At 47.9% G+C, this 14744-nt stretch carries 17 protein-coding genes, 2 tRNA genes and 1 riboswitch; of the genes, 15 read left to right on the top strand and 4 right to left on the bottom strand.

Annotation, left to right across the window (positions count from 1 at the left end; translation table 11 throughout):
- Positions 1-7 precede the first annotated feature (7 nt).
- The 9 genes from PHR44_00210 (at position 8) to PHR44_00170 (ending at position 6883) form a co-directional block, all read left to right on the top strand.
- Positions 8-1594, top strand: coding sequence for a DUF1957 domain-containing protein (locus PHR44_00210; protein MDD4909096.1), 1587 nt, complete (start codon positions 8-10; stop codon positions 1592-1594).
- Between the two features lie 21 nt (positions 1595-1615).
- On the top strand, positions 1616-2722 hold the full coding sequence (locus PHR44_00205; GenBank protein MDD4909095.1) for a permease: 1107 nt from the start codon (positions 1616-1618) through the stop codon (positions 2720-2722).
- Between the two features lie 9 nt (positions 2723-2731).
- A complete protein-coding gene (gene arsM / locus PHR44_00200; protein MDD4909094.1) occupies positions 2732-3532 on the top strand; it encodes an arsenite methyltransferase in 801 nt (266 codons plus the stop codon).
- A gap of 13 nt (positions 3533-3545) precedes the next feature.
- A complete protein-coding gene (locus PHR44_00195) occupies positions 3546-3782 on the top strand; it encodes a thioredoxin family protein (protein MDD4909093.1) in 237 nt (78 codons plus the stop codon).
- A complete protein-coding gene (locus PHR44_00190) occupies positions 3783-4211 on the top strand; it encodes a nitrophenyl compound nitroreductase subunit ArsF family protein (protein ID MDD4909092.1) in 429 nt (142 codons plus the stop codon). It abuts the gene before it with no gap.
- On the top strand, positions 4208-4897 hold the full coding sequence (locus PHR44_00185; protein MDD4909091.1) for an aromatic aminobenezylarsenical efflux permease ArsG family transporter: 690 nt from the start codon (positions 4208-4210) through the stop codon (positions 4895-4897). The genes PHR44_00190 and PHR44_00185 overlap by 4 nt, the downstream gene beginning before the upstream one ends.
- A 9-nt stretch (positions 4898-4906) precedes the next feature.
- Positions 4907-5995, top strand: a complete 1089-nt coding sequence (gene arsB, locus PHR44_00180) for an ACR3 family arsenite efflux transporter (protein MDD4909090.1) — start codon at positions 4907-4909, stop codon at positions 5993-5995.
- 66 nt (positions 5996-6061) lie between these two features.
- Positions 6062-6126: riboswitch (Fluoride riboswitch) on the top strand.
- Between the two features lie 19 nt (positions 6127-6145).
- Complete coding sequence (crcB, locus tag PHR44_00175) at positions 6146-6541, top strand: fluoride efflux transporter CrcB (protein MDD4909089.1); 396 nt, start codon at positions 6146-6148, stop codon at positions 6539-6541.
- Positions 6542-6883, top strand: a complete 342-nt coding sequence (locus PHR44_00170) for a DUF190 domain-containing protein (GenBank protein MDD4909088.1) — start codon at positions 6542-6544, stop codon at positions 6881-6883.
- Between the two features lie 49 nt (positions 6884-6932).
- Here PHR44_00170 and PHR44_00165 read toward each other — a convergent pair whose 3' ends face one another.
- Both PHR44_00165 and PHR44_00160 read right to left on the bottom strand, forming a co-directional pair.
- Positions 6933-7625, bottom strand: coding sequence for an LAGLIDADG family homing endonuclease (locus PHR44_00165; protein MDD4909087.1), 693 nt, complete (start codon positions 7623-7625; stop codon positions 6933-6935).
- A gap of 13 nt (positions 7626-7638) precedes the next feature.
- A tRNA-Leu gene (locus PHR44_00160) sits at positions 7639-7721 on the bottom strand.
- Between the two features lie 101 nt (positions 7722-7822).
- Between PHR44_00160 and PHR44_00155 the strand changes: the two genes are divergently transcribed.
- Together PHR44_00155 and PHR44_00150 are read left to right on the top strand one after the other, a co-directional pair.
- Entirely contained in the window at positions 7823-8245 is a 423-nt protein-coding gene (locus PHR44_00155) for a peptidoglycan-binding protein (protein ID MDD4909086.1), read from the top strand.
- A gap of 73 nt (positions 8246-8318) precedes the next feature.
- Positions 8319-8391, top strand: a tRNA-Ala gene (locus PHR44_00150).
- Between the two features lie 128 nt (positions 8392-8519).
- On the opposite strand, the gene PHR44_00145 is transcribed toward PHR44_00150, so the two are convergent.
- Positions 8520-9086, bottom strand: coding sequence for an ORF6N domain-containing protein (locus tag PHR44_00145; GenBank protein ID MDD4909085.1), 567 nt, complete (start codon positions 9084-9086; stop codon positions 8520-8522).
- Positions 9087-9183: 97 nt separating this feature from the next.
- Between PHR44_00145 and PHR44_00140 the strand changes: the two genes are divergently transcribed.
- Both PHR44_00140 and leuS read left to right on the top strand, forming a co-directional pair.
- Positions 9184-10032, top strand: coding sequence for a deoxyribonuclease IV (locus PHR44_00140; GenBank protein MDD4909084.1), 849 nt, complete (start codon positions 9184-9186; stop codon positions 10030-10032).
- Complete coding sequence (leuS, locus tag PHR44_00135) at positions 10029-12476, top strand: leucine--tRNA ligase (protein MDD4909083.1); 2448 nt, start codon at positions 10029-10031, stop codon at positions 12474-12476. Before PHR44_00140 ends, leuS begins: the two co-directional genes overlap by 4 nt.
- On the opposite strand, the gene PHR44_00130 is transcribed toward leuS, so the two are convergent.
- Positions 12473-12877, bottom strand: coding sequence for a type II secretion system protein (locus PHR44_00130; protein MDD4909082.1), 405 nt, complete (start codon positions 12875-12877; stop codon positions 12473-12475). The genes leuS and PHR44_00130 overlap by 4 nt on opposite strands.
- Positions 12878-12932: 55 nt before the next feature.
- On the opposite strand from PHR44_00130, the gene PHR44_00125 reads away from it, so the two are divergent.
- Both PHR44_00125 and PHR44_00120 read left to right on the top strand, forming a co-directional pair.
- Positions 12933-13289 carry a ComEA family DNA-binding protein gene (locus PHR44_00125; protein ID MDD4909081.1) on the top strand — a complete coding sequence of 119 codons (357 nt, stop codon included), beginning with the start codon at positions 12933-12935 and terminating at the stop codon, positions 13287-13289.
- The gene (locus PHR44_00120; GenBank protein ID MDD4909080.1) at positions 13286-14695 is read left to right on the top strand and encodes a ComEC/Rec2 family competence protein; all 1410 of its coding nucleotides are present in this window, start codon (positions 13286-13288) and stop codon (positions 14693-14695) included. Before PHR44_00125 ends, PHR44_00120 begins: the two co-directional genes overlap by 4 nt.
- Positions 14696-14744 lie beyond the last annotated feature (49 nt).

The raw sequence follows: 14744 nt of genomic DNA, 5'->3' as shown, positions 1-14744 counted from the left end.
AATAAATATGGAAAAGGGTTACTTATCATTCATACTGCACGCGCACCTTCCTTTTGTAAGGCATCCGGAGCACGCGTCCTTTCTGGAGGAGAGCTGGTTTTACGAAGGCATCACCGAGACCTACATCCCCCTGATAAGGATGCTGGACGGCCTTCTTCAGGACGGCGTTGACTTCCGGTTCACGATCTCCTTAAGCCCCACGCTTATGTCAATGATGGAAGACACGCTCTTAAACGAGCGCTACAGACATAAGCTTGAGTCGCTGATCGATCTTTCTTACAAGGAAATAGAGCGCACAAAAGGCGACAGCCGGCTTAACCGCCTGGCGAGGATGTATAACGATTTATTTAAAGATTCCATATATATCTACAAGGATAAATACCACGGCCGGCTGCTGGAGGCATTCAAGAAGTTTGACTCAAGCGGTAAAGTGGAGATCATGTCTTGCATCGGCACGCATCCTTTCCTGCCTTCAATAGAGATGTATCCGCAGGCGGTAAGGGCGCAGGTAAAGGCGTCGGTTGATACTTACAGCAGGATCTTTGGCCACAATCCGCGCGGGGTATGGCTGCCCGAATGCGGTTATTACCCCGGACTGGATGATATTCTGAAGGAGTTCGGCATAAAGTATTTTATCCTTGACACACACGGCATATTGTTCGCCAGGCCGCGGCCGCGTTTCGGCGTGTATAATCCCTATTTCTGCAAATCCGGAGTTGCCGCCTTCGGCAGGGACATGGAAACATCCAAGGCGGTCTGGAGCGCGAAAGAGGGATACCCGGGAGATGCTAATTACAGAGATTTTTACAGGGATATCGGCTACGACCTGGACTATGGCTATATCCGGCCCTACCTCAACGGCGACGGCACAAGGATGCATACCGGGATCAAATACCACAGGATCACAGGCAAGACAGATTCCAAAGACCTTTACGATACCGGTTGGGCGAGAGAAACAGCCGCTTCTCACGCCGGTAATTTTGTGTTCAACCGGGAGAAGCAGATCGAATACCTGCACGGCAGGTTAGGCAGGAAACCCGTCATAGTCGCTCCTTATGACGCGGAGCTGTTCGGCCACTGGTGGTTTGAGGGCATTGACTGGCTTAATTTCGTGATACGCAAGACCTGTTATGACCAGAAGGTCTTTAAGCTGATCACGCCCGCGGAATACCTGAAGTTATACGACAGGTTCCAGGTGGTGACGCCGTCTTTCTCCAGCTGGGGCTGGAAGGGTTACAGTGAGGTCTGGCTTGAGGGATCTAATGACTGGATCTATCCCCACATACATATGATGATCGAGCGGATGAGTGAAATGGCGAATAAGTTTTCCCACGCATCCGGCGACCTGAAGAAGGCGCTGAATCACCTGGCGCGCGAGCTGCTTCTTGCCGGCGCCAGCGACTGGCCGTTCATGATGAAGACGAACGTCTTCATCGGCTACGCCTCGCAGCGCATAAAGGACCACATAGAGAGTTTCAATTCGCTCTATGATATGATCAACGGCAACAGCATTGACGTTGAGTGGCTGAATGAGCGGATGGAGCACTACAATCTCTTCCCCGAAGTTGACTACCGCGTCTACCGCACGAGATAATTTCAGGAAAGGAGTCAGGCAATGATAGCGCGTTTTTATAACGCGATTTTCGAGGCATTGGCGCTTACGGAATGGTACGCGAGAGAGCATGTGCTTTTATGCCTTGTGCCGGCTTTTTTCATTGCCGGAGCCATTTCCGTTTTTATAAGCCAGGCATCCGTAATAAAGTATTTCGGGGCCAAGGCAAACAAGGCCCTTGCCTACGGGGTTGCTTCTGTTTCAGGCGCTATTTTAGCGGTATGTTCCTGCACTGTCTTGCCTCTGTTCTCAGGGATATATAAGCGCGGCGCGGGGCTTGGCCCGGCCATCGCCTTTCTTTATTCAGGCCCGGCAATAAATGTGTTGGCTGTAATACTCACCGCTCGTGTCCTGGGATGGCAGTTAGGGCTGGCGCGCGCCGTTGGTTCGGTCCTGTTCAGTATTATTATAGGCGTTATTATGCACTTTATCTTTCTTAAGGAAGAGCGCGAGCGCCATGAAAGCGGTTGTCTGCAATTTGAAGACGATAAGGAGAGGCATCCTTTATGGCAAAATATCATATATTTTTTCTCCATGGTAGCCATACTTGTATTTGCCAATTGGGGGAAGCCCTTAGATGGCAGTTCAGGTCTCTGGGCCGATATTTATATCCATAAATGGCGGATCACCGGTTTCTTTTTCCTGATGCTTGCTTTTACCATTGTCAGATGGTTTAAAAAAGGCGAGATCAAAGAGTGGGCAGCGGCTACTTGGAATTTCGCCTTACAAATTTTTCCGCTTCTTCTATTCGGTGTTCTGGCTTCGGGATTTCTGCTGGGCCGGCCGGGTCAAGAGGGGATGATCCCCTCGCGGTTTATAGCGGAGTTGGTGGGCGGCAATTCCCTTTTTGCCAATTTATTCTCTTCAATAGTGGGCGCGTTTATGTATTTTGCCACTTTAACCGAAGTGCCGATTTTACAGGGGCTGATCGGCTCTGGCATGGGCAAGGGGCCTGCGCTCGCGCTTCTTCTTGCAGGCCCTTCCTTGAGTTTACCGAGCATGCTGGTTATCCGGGGGATCATAGGGACGAAAAAGACCGTTGTCTATGCTGGCTTGGTTATTGTTATGGCAACCCTTAGTGGTATGATTTTTGGATTTATCGTTAAATAGCGAGGGGAGATGGAAAGAAAGCCAAGGGGCATAAAGCGGATAGTAAAAGAAGGCTATGCTAAAGCAGCCAAACAGGGAACATCTTGCTGCCCGACCGGTTCATGCTGTTCTTCAAGTTCTTGCTGTGGCGGCGTAACGCAGACGAAAGATATCAGTAAGAAAGTGGGGTATAGCGATGTTGAATTGAACACTGTTCCGGAAGGAGCGAATTTAGGATTCGGATGCGGGAATCCGGTTGCCGTGGCTTCATTACGAAAAGGCGATATTGTTTTGGATCTTGGAAGCGGCGCCGGGTTTGACGCGTTTTTGTCGGCTCAGCGTGTCGGCAAAACCGGCAGGGTCATCGGCGTTGACATGACGCCTGAAATGATCGCTAAAGCCAAGGAGAATGCCAAGAAAGGCAGCTATGCCAATGTGGAGTTTCGGCTGGGAGAGATCGAGAAACTGCCGGTAGAGGATAATTCAATAGATGTGATCATATCAAATTGTGTTATTAACCTTTCGCCGGATAAAGAGATGGTATTCAGAGAGGCGCATAGAGTGCTGAAATCGGGCGGCCGGATGATGGTTTCAGATCTGGTGTTGGCAAAGGATTTACCAAAGGAGATTAAAGAGTCCGTTGAGGCGTATGTGGGATGCCTTGCCGGAGCGATTAAGAAGGACGAATATCTGCGTTTTATCGAACAGGCAGGATTTCAAGATATAAAGGTAGTGAGCGAGTCAAGTTATCCGGTTGATGCAATGTTTAATAATCTTGAATCTGCTCAAGACGCGATAGTAAGCATAAAAATCTCGGCAGTGAAAAAATAGAAGTGAGGATAAGATGAAAATCGAAATTTTAGGTATGGGTTGCCCAAAATGCAAGAAACTTTATGAGAACGCGCAAACCGCGGTAAAAGAAGCAAATGCGCAGGCAGATGTAGTGAAAGTAGAAGACATACAGAAAATTACGGATTACGGGCTTATGTCAACCCCGGCTATTGCCATAGATGGCCAAATAAAAGCCGCGGGCAGGATTCCCGCTCCGGATGAAATAAAAAAATGGATCTCGGTGAATTAAATGCGCAAGATTTGCACGCTACTTTTTATTTTATCGGTTTTTCTTTACGGTAGTTCTGCTTTTGCGCAGGGTGCCGGCGATAAACCAGCCGGCCGCGTTATCGCGTATTACTTCCATGGGGACTTCCGCTGCCCTACCTGCCATAAGTTGGAACAGTATTCAAAGGAAGCCATAGAGGATAATTTTAAGGATGCTCTTTCCTCCGGGGAGCTGGAGTTTAAGGTTATAAATGTAGAAAACCAAGGCAACGAGCATTACGCGAGCGAATACAAGCTTTACACCAAATCGCTTATTTTATCTCTAGTCAAAGACGGCAAGGAAATTAAATGGAAAAATCTTGATAAGATTTGGGAGTATGCCGGCAATAAGCAGAGATTTATAGATTATGTAAAGAGCGGGGTCGCCGTTTTTTTGAAGGAAGCTGAATGACAGAGATATTTATAGGTTTTGCATCGGCATTGTGGCTGGGGATTTTGACATCTATCAGCCCTTGTCCTTTAGCCGCCAATGTGGCAGCCATATCGTTTTTATCCAAGAAGATAGCCCACCCCTTTTTTGTTTTACTTTCCGGTATCGCATATACATTAGGGAGAATGATCACCTATGCGATACTCGGGTTTATTCTTATCAACTCAATCTTGAGTATTCCTCTGGTAGCGCAGTTCTTACAGAAATATATGGTCAAAGCCTTAGGGCCTATTCTGATTGTTACGGGGTTAATATTGCTGGATGTAATTAAGATAAATTTTCCGGGGTTATCGCTGTCCCAAAAGCATCACAATAAACTTGTTGAAGCCGGTGTCCCGGGAGCATTCTTATTAGGAGCAATATTTGCCCTCGCGTTTTGTCCGGTATCAGCGGCGCTTTTTTTCGGCAGTCTCATTCCGCTTGCGCTTCAATCTAAATTTGGGGTAACGTTGCCCTTTATTTATGGAATTGGCACAGGAATTCCGGTGTTAATTTTTGCTGTTGCCATTGCCGCGGGCGTTACTTCATTAAGCCATTGGTTCCATAAGCTGACAAGGTTAGAGCATTATATGCGAATAGTTACCGGATTAACATTCGTGTTAGTGGGAGTATATTATATGGTGGCCTACGTATTAAAGTTCTTCTAAGGAGGTCTTATGGAGCACATCATCCATGAAGAGCGCCGTTTAAGTTTTTTTGAGAAATATCTTACCTTGTGGGTTGCCGGATGTATCGGCGCGGGCATCCTGCTGGGAAGGTTGTTCCCGGCTTTGGCAGTGCGGCTGGACAGTTTTTCTGTTTACCAGGTATCCATCCCTATAGCGGTATGCCTGTTTTTTATGATGTACCCGATCATGGTAAAGATAGATTTTGCCGAGGTTGTCAAGGCAGGCAAGGCGCCGAAGCCGGTTATATTGACATTGTTTGTCAATTGGTGCATCAAGCCGTTTACCATGCTTGCCATCGCCACGCTGTTTTTAGGCGGGATCTTCAAGGGCTGGCTTCCCGGGTTGGAAATTATCAAAGACGGCTCGCGAGTTGAACTTTACCGTTCGTATATCTCCGGCTGCATACTGCTGGGCATCGCCCCCTGCACCGCGATGGTGCTTATTTGGGGCCATCTATCCAGAGGCAACGGCGGCCACACGCTGGTTATGGTGGCGATCAATTCGCTGACCATGCTTTTCCTCTATGCCCCGCTGGGCGGCTGGCTTTTAGGGGTGAATAAGATGCCCATACCCTGGCAGACAATAGTGTTATCGGTAGTAATTTATGTGGGCCTGCCCCTGCTTTTAGGGTATTATTCGCGCAAATGGATTATTGCCAAAAAGGGATTTAAATGGTTTGAGGAAAGATTTATACATTATTTGACAGAGGTATCCATAGCAGCGCTGCTGGTTACGCTGATACTTTTATTCTCATTTAAGGGTGATTTGATTATCAGCCAGCCGCAGGTTATTTTTCTTATCGCCGTGCCGCTCCTCATACAGACCTGCCTGATATTCGCGATCACATATCTGCTGGCGAAATGGCTGAAGTTGGGATATCGGGACGCTGCCCCGTCCGCGCTTATCGGCGCCAGCAATCATTTTGAAGTGGCTATAGCCACGTCTACGGTATTATTCGGCTTGTCGTCCGGGGCGTCCCTGGCAACCGTAGTCGGCGTGCTTATAGAAGTGCCTGTCATGTTGTTGCTGGTCAGGGTCTGCCTTAGAACAAGGGAGTGGTTTGCCACAGGTTGTTAAATTTGTATTGCGATCCGGAAAAGAAATAATATAATAATGAGCGATATCTGATTTTTTCCAAGGCATTCAAAAGCAGGCAATGGGGTTTGCCTCTTAACCGCCTCAACAGGGCTGATAACTCCTACCGGATAAAGAAGGAGGGGTCAACTTATGTTGAGGTTATTTTTTATCGCTTTAGGCGGAGCCGCGGGGACGCTTCTCAGGTATATCGCTTCCGGCATTGACTACAGATTTTCAAACGGAGTCTTTCCCGTAAGCACGCTCGTAGTAAATCTCGCGGGTTCTCTGGTGATCGGATTCTTATGGGGTATTTTTGAGCGGTTGGCAGTCGCGCCGACCGTAAGAATGTTCATATTTATCGGCATCCTCGGAGGGTTCACCACTTTTTCAACGTTCAGTTTGGAAAATTTTAATCTGATCCGGGATGGCGAATTCAAGATCGCCGTTATCAATATCCTGGCATCCAATATTATCGGCATAGCTTTGGTCTTTGCCGGTTTTGCGGCGGCCAGGTTCCTGATGGCTAATCTGAAGGGGGTGGCGTAAATGAAACTGCCTGAAGAAGGGATGTTATTGCGTATCTTTGTCGGAGAGACGGATCAATACAAGGGCAAAGCGCTCTATGAGCAGATCGTCCTTAAGGCGAGGGAACTTAATCTGGCAGGCGCTACGGTGATCCGTGGAATTATGGGTTTTGGCGCGGACAGCCGCATGCATACGGCAAAGCTATTACGCCTCTCTGAAGATCTGCCGATAGTCGTTGAACTGGTAGATACCGAAGAAAACCTTAATAAACTTATCCCTTTCCTTGATGAAGCGGTAACGGAGGGGCTGGTTACGTTGGAGAAAGTAAGAGTAATAAAATACAGACACAGCCAGGGTAAATGAATTTATCAGCCTGCCTTACCCAATTTAGTGCCGAGGGAGAGAATCAGGATTAATTTTGTAAATCGGAATTAACTCGCAAGTTTCTTAAGAATCTGTCGGCAATTTTTCTTTTGCGTTTAAGGCAAGGTAAATCCTCTTTATAATAAATCCAGGGAAGCAATTTAAGCGAATCATTTTTAGCATACCGCAGAGTCCAGAGAGGCGCGGTGCTATGTTTATTGCTCCACTTAGCGAATCCGCCCTTCAATCCCAACAGTACTTCTAAGTTGGATTTTATCCAAGATAGATGTATTTTACTTAGGGAATTAAATGCGACATAAAGGCGTTTGTATGTATAGTGTTTTCCTTTATAGCACATATATCGATCGGCATAAGTAAAAATTGAACCATCACCATCTATAAACCCGCGAAGATAATCTGCAAGGTAATTTTTTGGCACTAAAAGTTCCTTGAGATTATAGGTTTTATTAGGCATTAATCCAATTTTCTGTAGCCAGTGATAAAAAGATACATTACCGAAGGTGACTTGATAATTAGGGTTTGGGCGGTTTTTGTATTGTTTGCGTTTGCTTATCCGGTTTCTTAGGTTGAGGCACTTACGAAAAGTTTTAAGCAGTTGTAAGTCACGCGATACCATAGTAATATGGCGCCTATCACAAGAGAGGGAACCGTCAGTAGTTATCAGGCCTACAATATAGGCTAATTCTGGGCTCCATTGGTAGGTTGTTTTATTTTCTGCCATGTTATTTTGTTAATGCCGAAGGAGAGACTTGAACTCTCATGAGGTTGCCCTCAATAGCTTTTGAGGCTACCGCGTCTGCCATTCCGCCACTTCGGCAACATAAAATATACGAGATAAATAGGAATATAGCATTGAAAATACCGTTTGTCAAACAGGTAAAAAATAGATATAATAAGCTTTTCAAAGAAAGGAGATCGATGAAAAAGAGCGCTTTTTTCCTGTTTATTTTGGCTTTATTGATGTCTGGTTGTGTTACTTTGGATAATAAAAAAGAGGAGCAGCTTGCCGCGCAATCGGAGCAAATGGCCTCGCTGCAGGCGCGGATAAAAGAGATGGAAGCAGAGAATATCGCCTTAAAAGACAAGATAGGGGCCATAGAGAAAGAATTGACTGCCGTGCCCAAAATAGAGAAGGAGGTAGTTATAAAAATGCCCACGGCAGCGGAAATCCAGCAGGCATTAAAGAACGCCAACTTCTATACAGGCCCGATAGACGGCCAGATAGGCACGGCCACCAAAGAGGCGATAAAGAAATTCCAGGAGGCAAACGGCCTGAATGCCGACGGAGTAATGGGCAGCCGCACCTGGGACAAGCTGGTAAAGTATCTGAATTTATCTTAGTTCTTAGCTCTTAAATCTTAGTTCCGCTTTATTTAATCCAAAAATTCCGGCATTTTATACAGGTAGAATTTTTGGGGCTGTAGCTCAGCTGGGAGAGCACTTGCATGGCATGCAAGGGGTCGAGGGTTCAAATCCCTCCAGCTCCATTTTTCCTCTAGTTTACCCATCGGGAAAAATGGTCCTGAGGAACGAGCGTAAGCGAGCGACGAAGGACCTATCCAACAAGCAAAATAGCGAGCGTAGTGCCTTTCATCCGCACAAGGCAACGGGTTCGTTAAGTATCATGAAAACCAATCCTTCTTTTCTCTTTCTCCCCAGGTTGTTCCAATAATTGTTTAATTGCTTCAAATATTGATTTGATGGTTTTATCATGTTCCGCGTATTTCCTTTCCAATGCCTCAATCTTTACCGCCAATTCCTTATGAGTTAGAAGCACGCGTCTCAACTGAACAAATGCCCTCATAATCAATATATTAACCTGTATTGCTCGTTTGCTATTGAGCACGCTTGAGAGCATAGCAATACCCTGTTCTGTAAAGGCTAGTGGTAGGTACTTGATATGTTTGCCTCTTTTAGAGTCCTCCGGTTTAATACTGTTTAAGGTCGCAAATTGCGACCTTAAACTTGAAGTCGCAAAATGCGATTTCAAGTTCAGGGCCTCTTCTTTTGTAAGCTGAAACATGAAATCTTCGGGAAATCTGTCTTTGTTTCTTCTGACTTGTTCATTCAGCCTTTTTGTCTTTACACCATAAAGCACCGCTAAATCCTTGTCCAGCATTACCTTTTGGCCTCTTGCTTCCAGGATCATTCCAGAAACAGCCTCTGTAGCATAATCAACCATTTTTTCACCCCCTCTACTATATAAGACGTAAGAATCAGCGTTTTACTTGCAAAAAAGTTTAAGATTTCTTGTGACGGCGTGATATAATTGTTCCATAATGCTGCGGCTGGGGGTTCACGTTTCTATCGCGGGGAAGATTTACGAGGCGGTTGACAGGGCCAACGCGCTTAAAATCAACACGATGCAGATATTTTCCCGCTCGCCCCGCGAATGGCGCCGCGGCAGCATAGCTAAAGAGGATATAGAGGAGTTCAGGAAGAGGGTCAAGCAGAGCCGGATCAGGCCGGTTTTTGTGCATATACCGTATCTGGCGAATTTGGCCTCACCTTTTAATAAGCTTTTTTACGAGTCGATAAAGACATATATAGCGGATATTCGCGAAGCAGAGGCCCTGGGCGCGCAGTATCTTGTTACGCATATGGGCAGCCATAAGAAGTCAGGGGAGAGGCGGGGCCTGAAGCGGCTTATCAGGGGCATAAACAGGATACTTGAGTCCACCGAGGATACGGGCGTAACCATACTGCTCGAGAACACGTCGGGTTCAGGCAGCTGGCTGGGGTATAAGTTCATACATCAGGCAGAGGTTATATCATCTGTGGCGCAGAAAAGCCGCGTCGGCTTATGCGTTGATACCTGTCACGCTTATTGCGCCGGATACGATATCGCCAGCGAAGAGGGGTTGGAAATGATGCTTTCAGAAATTGATTCCCTGATAGGCCCGCGCAAGATAAAATTGATACACCTTAACGATACGAAGGATAAGCTGAGCTCTCATTACGACAGGCATGAGCACATAGGTAAGGGCAGGATAGGCCTGGAGGGCTTTGCCAGGATCGTCAATCATCCCAAGTTGAGAGATGTGCCGTTTATATTGGAAACTCCAAAAAGAAAAGAAGGGGAAGACAGGCGCAACGTAGAGGCGGTGCGCAGGCTGGTTTCGCTATGAAATACGATTTTAAAAAGATCGAAGAAAAATGGCAGAGGCGCTGGCAGAGGGATAAGACATATTCCGTAAGGCCGGATAGTAAAAGGAAGAAATATTACTGCCTGGAGATGTTTCCTTATCCGTCGGGGAAGATCCATATGGGCCACGTGCGCAACTACACCATTGCCGACGTGATCGCCCGCTACAAGATGATGCGCGGCTTTAACGTCCTGCATCCTGTCGGCTTTGACGCCTTTGGCCAGCCCGCGGAGAACGCCGCCATAAAAAACAATACCGACGCGGAGGCCTGGACGCTTAAATGTATTGAGTGGATGAAGGCGGAGCTTAAGCGCATGGGCTTCTCCTACGATTGGGGCAGGGAGATCTCCACCTGCCTGCCGGAATATTACCGTTGGAACCAATGGATATTTCTGAAGATGTTTGAGCGCGGGCTTGCCTACAGGAAGGCCTCAAGCGTAAACTGGTGCCCGTCCTGCGAGACAACCCTTGCCAACGAAGAGGTGATAGACGGAGGATGCTGGCGCTGCAAGAATGAAGTGGCGCAGAAGGAGCTTGAGCAGTGGTATCTGAAGATCACCGAATATCAGGAGAGATTATTAGAGGATTTAAACCAGTTGAGCAGATGGCCGGAGCGGGTTGTGGCGATGCAGAAAAACTGGCTCGGCCGTTCAGAGGGGGTTGAGATATATTTCAAGGCAAAAGACAGCGGCCAGACGATCCCGGTATTTACCACGCGCGTGGATACTATTTTCGGCGCGACCTACATCGTGCTTGCTCCGGAGCATCCATTGGTAAAACAGCTCATAAAAGGCAGGCAGCAGGAGAAGCAGGATCTTGACTTTATTAGTAAGGTAGCCAAAGAGACGAAGGTCGCGCGCGCCTCGCAGGACGTAAAAAAGGAAGGCGTATTCACAGGCGCCTACGCCATAAATCCGGTGAACAACGAGGAGATACCTATATGGATCGCCGATTATGTGCTTATGGAATACGGCACAGGCGCGATCATGGCGGTGCCTACGCATGATCAGAGGGATTTTCTATTTGCTAAAGAACACAATCTGCCCATGCGGATAGTTATCAGAGGATCAGAGGATCAGAATATCAGAGCAGAAGATCTTTCTGAGGCATACGAGGCCGACGGTGTTCAGGTAAATTCAGCGCAGTTTGACGGACTGCCCAACAACGAGGCAAAGGTAAAGATCGCGGAATGGATGGAACAAAAAGGCATTGGCAGGCGCGTGGTAAACTGGCGCCTGCGCGACTGGCTGATCTCCCGCCAGCGCTACTGGGGCACGCCCATCCCGATTATATACTGCTCAAAATGCGGCATTGTACCGGTTCCCGAGAAGGACCTGCCGGTTGAGCTGCCCAGGAAGGTCAAGATCAGCGGCGAGGGCGGTTCGCCGTTAGGAAAGGTGAAGAGTTTTGTTGAGGTAAAATGCCCCAAATGCGGATCGGCTGCCCGCCGCGAGACCGACACAATGGCGACATTCTTTGATTCTTCCTGGTATTTCCTGAGGTTTTGCTCGCCAAAAGACAAAAAAGAGATATTCAACAAGGGCGAGGCCAAACACTGGATGCCGGTTGACCAGTACATCGGAGGCATAGAGCATGCCATACTGCATCTTCTTTATTCCCGTTTTTTCACTAAATTTTTCAAGGACCTGGGGCTGATAGATTTTAATGAACCGTTCGTTAACTTGCTTACGCAGGGCATGGTCTTGAAAGAAGGCGAGGTCATGTCCAAGTCGCGCGGTAACGTTGTTGACCCCGACGGAGTGATCGGGAAATACGGGGCAGATACCTTAAGGCTATTCATTTTGTTTGCCGCGCCTCCTGAGGCAGAGCTTGAGTGGGATGACAGGGGCATAGAAGGTTCCAGCAGATTTGTGAGCAGGCTCTGGAGATTAGTCGAGGCCTCAAGCCAGGCGCGCGTCAAGGCAGGACCGGATAACAAGGATCTGGCCCGCAAGACGCACAGCGTAATAAAGAAGATAACCGATGATATGGAGGGCGGTTTTAAATTCAACACCTGTATCGCCGCCTGCATGGAACTGGTCAATGAGATATATAAAAGCGTGGGCGATAAGGTGGAGATAAAGAGCAAGACAGAATCAGCCGCTGTAAGGGCTCTGGTATGTCTGCTGGCGCCGTTTATCCCGCATCTGGCAGAGGAGATGTGGCAGATGCTAGGCGAGAAAGGCAGTGTTTTTAAGTCGGGCTGGCCTTCCTATGAGGAAGGCATGCTTAAGGCGGATATCGCGGCGATAATAGTGCAGGTGAACGGCAAGGTGCGTTCTAAAGTTGAAGTGAGCCCGGATATCAGCGAAGAGGATTTAAGGAAAGCCGTTTTATCTGATGAGAAGGTAAGGCAGTGGGTCAAAGATTCCCCCCTCAAGAAGATTATAATTATCCCCGGAAAATTAGTCAATATAGTGGTTTAGGCGCCGCAGTCCGCCCCCGTAAGGATCCCGCCGGTTACGATCGTATAGGTCTTTGAGCCGTTCGCCCCGCAGCTGGCAGGCGAGGCAATGACAAGATAACTCGCGTTCGTGAGATTAAAGGCGTATTTATACCCCTGGATCGTCTGCCCGTCGTATGAGCCGTTCAGATATGGCGGCTCCGCTTCAAGGAGTTGTGTTTCAGATGCGGGGTAAAGGCCGTTGTTTGCCGTCGCGTAGTTCTCGCAGGCAACCGCGATGGTCTTCAGCGTTGTCTGGGCGGCCGATTCATTGGCGGTCAATTTTGACCTTAGTATATTGGGTATGGCCAGCGCCGCCACGATAGAAATGACCATTACAACTATTAAAACTTCGATTAGCGTAAAACCGCGCCTTATTTTCATTTTTCTCCTCCGTTGCGTATGTTATAATAACATAAATATTTGAAGATTACCAGATATGCTGAATCTTACCCGCCAGGAACGGGGAATTTTATTATTTATCGGCGCCGTGATCTTGACGGGGCTGCTGATAAGTATTTTTGTAAAGGGCCTCTCTCCTGAAATCCCCCGCGGCGTGATCTTCTCAAAGCCGCCAGAGTCGCGGACACAGCGCGCGCGGGAAAAGATAAACATAAATATTGCCACCAGGGAGCAGCTGATATCCTTGCCCGGCATAGGGCCGGCGTTGGCAGAAAGGATAATCGAATACCGTAAATCGCAGGGGCCGTTTTTCTTTGAGGAGGACATCAGAAAGGTAAAAGGCGTAGGGCCCGGTAAGTACGCGAGGTTCAAGGATCTTATCGTAATGGAATGAAGTATCCCTTGATCGGCATAACCGTTTCTTTGATCGCCGGTATTCTTGCCGCGCATTTTTTTCCCCTTCCTCTATCCGCGTTCTTAATATTGACAGCCGCCGCCTTAGCCGCTAATTTCGTGTTCTTCAGGCGCCGGGCATATTCAGCCGTTCCGGCGCAGGCGCTGTTTTTCTTCCTGGGCGCGCTGCTTTACGCCAACACAAAAGTCCTGCCCCATAATCACGTCAGCAATTTTAATTACGTTACCGAAGCCATAGATATAGTAGGCATAGTCGCGGAAGAGCCGCGCGAGATCGGCAATAAAAGGCAGGCCTTTGTGTTGGATGCTAAAAGGATTATATTCAATAGCAGGGAATTTGCTGTCGCAGGCAAGGCTCTGGTAAGGATGCCCGCCGATATGAACGCGCGTTTTGGCGACGAGGTCTCAATAACAGGCAAGATCGACTGGCCGTATAACTTCGGTGACGGAAGGTTTGATTACCGGGCGTATCTGAGGCGGAATGGCATATATTCAATAGCGACTGTTAATACGGGATCGGGGATCAAAGTGATTTCACATAACCGGGGCAGCATTATAAAGCAGGCAGCCGTATCTTTGAAAAACAGGCTGATCGCTATATTGAACGATTATCTTTCTCCGGTCTCAGCCAATCTGTACAGCGCGATGCTGCTTGGCGAAAGAAGGGCGCCGCCGCGGCAGGTCAATGAGTTGTTTATGAGGACCGGCACAGTCCACATACTCGCGGTATCGGGCCTGCATACAGGGATAGCCGCTTTCATCTTTTTATCGCTGCTTAAGTCCCTTAGGATATCCAGAAAGCCGCGTTTCATTATCACGATGTCCCTGCTGGCATTTTATTGCCTGCTTACCGGTGCCAGGGTTTCGGTTGTCAGGGCAACGCTGATGGCGGAGGTTATGCTTTTGGGTTATGTGCTGGAGCGGGAGGTGAATATTTATAATTCCCTTGCCATCGCCGCGTTTATCATACTGCTTATAAATCCTAACCAGTTATTTGACATAGGGTTTCAACTCTCGTTTATAAGCGTGCTTTCCATTGTCTGGCTGTCTCCCAGGATACGCCGGCTATTTCCGGAGGTGTTATTGAAGAAGAGGATAGTGAAGTTTCCAATACTCGCGTTTTGCGTATCCCTGGCTGCCTGGCTGGGCACTGCCCTGCCGGTTTGGCATTATTTCGGCATTGTCTCGCCCATAGCCATTTTTGCCAATATGGTTGTCGTGCCTTATTTGAGTATCGTTGTTGCCTCGGGATTCCTGCTTCTTGCCTTCAGTTTTATGATCCCCGCCCTCTGTGGCATCGTAGCCGCGACATGCGAGCTGCTGATATCAGCCCTCCTCATATTTAACTCCTGTCTATCAGGGATTCCCCACGCCTATTTTTCTTAAACTTTTTTGCAAGTAAAACGCCGCTTTTTACGTCTATATAGTAGAGGGT

It is taken from the genome of Candidatus Omnitrophota bacterium (assembly GCA_028707125.1).
In the GTDB taxonomy this organism is placed as follows: Bacteria; Omnitrophota; Gorgyraeia; order Gygaellales; family JAQTUX01; genus JAQTUX01.
This window is presented reverse-complemented; position numbering and strand designations above follow the sequence as displayed.

Bases quoted from the DNA above. Each gene is read 5' to 3' on its own strand.
- PHR44_00185 (MDD4909091.1), top strand. From the start codon at position 4,208: ATGACAGAGATATTTATAGGTTTTGCATCGGCATTGTGGCTGGGGATT.
- PHR44_00195 (MDD4909093.1), top strand. From the start codon at position 3,546: ATGAAAATCGAAATTTTAGGTATGGGTTGCCCAAAATGCAAGAAACTT.
- PHR44_00145 (MDD4909085.1), bottom strand. From the start codon at position 9,086: ATGGTTGATTATGCTACAGAGGCTGTTTCTGGAATGATCCTGGAAGCA.
- PHR44_00120 (MDD4909080.1), top strand. From the start codon at position 13,286: ATGAAGTATCCCTTGATCGGCATAACCGTTTCTTTGATCGCCGGTATT.
- PHR44_00130 (MDD4909082.1), bottom strand. From the start codon at position 12,877: ATGAAAATAAGGCGCGGTTTTACGCTAATCGAAGTTTTAATAGTTGTA.
- arsM (MDD4909094.1), top strand. From the start codon at position 2,732: ATGGAAAGAAAGCCAAGGGGCATAAAGCGGATAGTAAAAGAAGGCTAT.
- PHR44_00170 (MDD4909088.1), top strand. From the start codon at position 6,542: ATGAAACTGCCTGAAGAAGGGATGTTATTGCGTATCTTTGTCGGAGAG.
- PHR44_00190 (MDD4909092.1), top strand. From the start codon at position 3,783: ATGCGCAAGATTTGCACGCTACTTTTTATTTTATCGGTTTTTCTTTAC.
- arsB (MDD4909090.1), top strand. From the start codon at position 4,907: ATGGAGCACATCATCCATGAAGAGCGCCGTTTAAGTTTTTTTGAGAAA.
- PHR44_00140 (MDD4909084.1), top strand. From the start codon at position 9,184: ATGCTGCGGCTGGGGGTTCACGTTTCTATCGCGGGGAAGATTTACGAG.
- PHR44_00165 (MDD4909087.1), bottom strand. From the start codon at position 7,625: ATGGCAGAAAATAAAACAACCTACCAATGGAGCCCAGAATTAGCCTAT.
- leuS (MDD4909083.1), top strand. From the start codon at position 10,029: ATGAAATACGATTTTAAAAAGATCGAAGAAAAATGGCAGAGGCGCTGG.
- PHR44_00125 (MDD4909081.1), top strand. From the start codon at position 12,933: ATGCTGAATCTTACCCGCCAGGAACGGGGAATTTTATTATTTATCGGC.
- PHR44_00205 (MDD4909095.1), top strand. From the start codon at position 1,616: ATGATAGCGCGTTTTTATAACGCGATTTTCGAGGCATTGGCGCTTACG.
- PHR44_00210 (MDD4909096.1), top strand. From the start codon at position 8: ATGGAAAAGGGTTACTTATCATTCATACTGCACGCGCACCTTCCTTTT.
- PHR44_00155 (MDD4909086.1), top strand. From the start codon at position 7,823: ATGAAAAAGAGCGCTTTTTTCCTGTTTATTTTGGCTTTATTGATGTCT.
- crcB (MDD4909089.1), top strand. From the start codon at position 6,146: ATGTTGAGGTTATTTTTTATCGCTTTAGGCGGAGCCGCGGGGACGCTT.